3 protein-coding genes are annotated in these 3,440 nt (G+C 67.4%); all 3 read right to left on the bottom strand.

Translation table 11 applies throughout. The annotated features are described in order from the left end of the window. Nucleotides 1-222: 222 nt before the first annotated feature. The 3 genes from Q4I23_RS31580 to Q4I23_RS31570 all read right to left on the bottom strand — a co-directional run bounded on the left by Q4I23_RS31580 (nt 223) and on the right by Q4I23_RS31570 (nt 3,415). The gene (locus tag Q4I23_RS31580) at nt 223-1,209 is read right to left on the bottom strand and encodes a TRAP transporter substrate-binding protein (RefSeq protein WP_454020863.1); all 987 of its coding nucleotides are present in this window, start codon (nt 1,207-1,209) and stop codon (nt 223-225) included. Nucleotides 1,210-1,638: 429 nt separating this feature from the next. Continuing rightward, complete coding sequence (locus Q4I23_RS31575; RefSeq protein ID WP_498528840.1) at nt 1,639-2,397, bottom strand: GntR family transcriptional regulator; 759 nt, start codon at nt 2,395-2,397, stop codon at nt 1,639-1,641. 73 nt (nt 2,398-2,470) lie between these two features. Next, nucleotides 2,471-3,415 carry a DMT family transporter gene (locus tag Q4I23_RS31570; protein ID WP_498528839.1) on the bottom strand — a complete coding sequence of 315 codons (945 nt, stop codon included), beginning with the start codon at nt 3,413-3,415 and terminating at the stop codon, nt 2,471-2,473. Nucleotides 3,416-3,440: the final 25 nt, after the last annotated feature.

The raw sequence follows: 3,440 nt of genomic DNA, 5'->3' as shown, positions 1-3,440 counted from the left end.
GTAGCGGCCGAAGACCTGATAGAACACCACACAGACGATGGCCATCAGGCCGACCATCGCCACGCACATCCCCGACCACGCCAGACGCGCGTTCATTCGCGTCAACAAGCGTGGGGCGGCGAGGGGGCGGACCTCTTCCAATTCAAGTTCGATGCTCATGATGCCGTCCTTCCCGCGGGTCGCGGCGCCGGCCGGGAATGGCCGGCACCGCGACCGCGTGCTTTACTTCGTATCCTGGATGCGTTGGACGAGGCCCTGCAGCTTCGGCGTGTTCGCGAACTTGGCGAACACAGGCTTCATGGCGTCGATGAATTCCTGCTTGTTCTTCACGTCGCTGATCTGGGAACCGGCCTTCTCGACGATGGCGCGGGAGGCCTCCTCACGCTCCGTCCACAGCTTGCGCATGTAGGGGACGGAATCCTTGGCGGCCTTGCGGATGGCGGCCTGGTCGTCCTTCGACAGGCGGTCCCAGGTGACTTTGGAGAAGACCAGCACCTCCGGCGCCATCGCGTGCTCGGTGCGGGTGAAGTACTTGGCCGCCTCGAAGTGGCGCGAGGATTCGTAGGACGGGTAGTTGTTCTCCGCCGCGTCGACGATGCCGGTCTTCAGGCCGGTGTAGACCTCGCCCATCGGCATCGGCGTCGGGTTGGCGCCCAGCGCCTCGATCATCGACACGAACAGGTCCGACTGCTGGACGCGGATCTTCATGCCCTTCAGGTCGGCCAGCGACGACACCGGCTTCTTGGAATAGAGCGAGCGCGAGCCGCTGTCGTAGAAGGCCAGACCGATCAGCCCCTGGCTTTCCATGGCGGCGAGGATCTCGTCGCCGATCGGGCCGTCCAGCACGGTGTGCATGTGGGCGGTATCGCGGAAGATGAAGGGGAGGGCGACGACCATCGTCTCCGGCACGACGTTGTTCAGCGGCGCGACGTTGATGCGCATCATGTCGAGGCCGCCGATCTTGATCTGCTCGATCGTGTCGCGCTCATTGCCCAGCGCGCCGTTCGGGTAGACCTTCACGCCAAGCTTGCCGTTGCTGCGTTCGCTCAGCAGCTTGCCCATGTATTTGACCGCCTCGACGGTCGGGTAGTCGCCGGGGTGGATGTCGGCCGACCGGAAGTCGCGGGCCGAGACCGGGGCGGCGAGCAGCGCGCCCGCGGCGCAGGCGGCCAGCAGCGCCATGCCGAGGCGACGGAAAGTGTTCTTCATGGACCGTACTCCTGCCTTAGGAGAAGTGCCTGTTGGAGCGGAGGCGGGGTGTCGGCCCGCCGAAAATGGACAAACGAATAGTTCCAGCGTTCGGAAGAAGCCTCGGCTGTTCGGCTGCGCGCTTCAAATAACAGCGCTGCGAAAGCGGAGGCAAAAAATAATCCCGAAGGGGATGAAGGCGCAAAATCCCGGCGCCATCGGCGCGTGCCGACGGGGGTAAAGCTGGGCGGTTCTTGTCCTTTGTTCCGAAGCGCCCGCGGCGTTCTTCCGCGCGGCTGTCCTAGTGTTGTCCGGTGAGCGGGCGGCGTCGGTTGTTCACGTCCGTGCCACATCCCGCTGCGCTAGTTATATTAATATATCAGCTTTCAAGGCAAGAGCAAAACGGAGGCCGGAAAGCGTGACGCCAAAATGTCGCAAGCCGGGTGGGGATTAAAGCCGGGGCGGGGTTTGCCGCCCCGCGGCGGCGGGCGCGTCGGTGAAGTAAAGCGGTGCGGCGGCGCGCAAATCGTCGATGGCAAGCCGCAATCCGTCGAGATGGGCGCCGAGCGCCTCGACGCTGGCCTCGCGGTCGTGGGCGGCGATGGCCTTCACGATGGCGTCGTGTTCGGCGATGACCTTGGCCATCTGGCCGGGCACGGGCAGGGTCAGGCGCCGGCAGCGGTCGACCTGCACCTTCACCTGTTCCACCAGCGCCCAGAAGCCGGGGAATCCCGCGATCTCGGCGAGCAGGGCGTGGAAGCTCTCGTCGGCCTCGTGGAAGCCGTCGCGGTCGCAGGCGGCGCAGAGGTCGCGTTGCTCCTCCAGTGCCGCGCGCAGCTGGGCGATGTCACCAGGGGTGGCGCGGATGGCGGCCATCCGCACGGTGGCCTCCTCCAGCGCCTTGCGGATCACCCCGGCCTCCGGCAGGGCGGCGACCGGGATCAGGGACACATAGGTGCCCGATTGCGGGAAGACATCGATCAGCCCCTCGTCGGCCAGCCGCAGCACCGCCTCGTGCACGGGGGTGCGGCTGACGCCGTAGGCCGCGGCGATGCGGGCCTCGGCGATGGGCTCGCCAGGTCGTCGGCGCATCCCCAGGATGTCGTTCCGCAGGTCGCGGTAGATGGGAGAGGCGGAGCGCGGCGCGGGCCGGACCGTGGCGAGCCGGCGCTGCCGCGGCAGGGCGGCGGTGAGTGTGTCCGATGGCATGAGCCACCTCGTCAGACAGGCGGGTCGCGCGGGCGTGGGCCGGCGCCCCGGTGAACGTGTGAAAGCTAATATATTAGTGTTTGCGCCCGGTGCTGAGTGGCAAATTGTGGGACACCCCGGGCGAAGTGTCGCACGTCCCCGTGCCCGCCCGGCGGCGCGTCTCGCGGATCAGGATCAGCAGGCCGCTGGCGATGACGATGGCGGCCCCGGCCAGCACATGGGTTCCCGGCCAGTCGCCCCAGAACAGCCAGCCGAACAGGCAGGCCCAGAGGATTCCGGCGTAGTTGAACGGGCTGATGACCGCCGCCGGGGCTAGGGCGTAGGCACGGGTGGCGAAATACTGGGCGCCGCCACCGACCAGCCCCATCGCCGCCATCAGCGCGAAGCCCTCCGCCGTCGGCATCGTCCAGACAAAGGGCAGGGCGAAGGCGCTGAGCAGCGTGGAGAAGGCGGTGAAGTAGAAGACGGTGGTGACCGGCGCCTCCGTCCGCCCGAGCTGCCGCATCGCCATCATGGCGAAGGCGTAGGCGACGGCGGCGCTCAGCCCGACCAGCGCGCCCGTGTTCAGCATGCCGCTTCCCGGCTGCACGATGACCAGAACCCCGGCGAAACCCACAGCCACCGCCCCCCAGCGGTAGGGGCCGACCCGCTCCCCCAGCACCGGCACGGACAGCGCGGTCAGGAACAGCGGGGCGGAGAAGGACAGCGCCACCGCGTCGGCCATCGGCATCAGGTGATAGGACAGGAACAGCAGCACCATGGAGGTCAGGCCGATCGCCGCCCGCCAGAAATGGCCGCCGAGATGCTCCGTCCGCAGGCTGCGCCAGCCGCCGGCGCGGGCCAGCATGGCGGTGGCGGGCAGCAGGGCGAAGGCGTTGCGGAAGAAGGTCACCTCGGCCAGCGGGTAGTCCGCCGCGAGGTGCTTCGCCAGCGCGTTCAGCACCGCATAGAGGAGCACCGCCAGCAGCATGGAGACGATGCCGCTGCGCGCCTGGAGATGGGTCTGTCTCTTATACACATCTCCGAGCCCACGAGACTATAAC

The organism is Azospirillum sp. UFLA03-27 (assembly GCF_059803775.1).
The sequence above is the reverse complement of the archived record's forward strand: the minus strand, read 5'-3'. Positions and strand labels throughout refer to the sequence as shown.

Coding starts and splice junctions, on each gene's coding strand:
- Q4I23_RS31580 (WP_454020863.1), bottom strand. CDS start 1,209: ATGAAGAACACTTTCCGTCGCCTCGGCATGGCGCTGCTGGCCGCCTGC.
- Q4I23_RS31575 (WP_498528840.1), bottom strand. CDS start 2,397: ATGCCATCGGACACACTCACCGCCGCCCTGCCGCGGCAGCGCCGGCTC.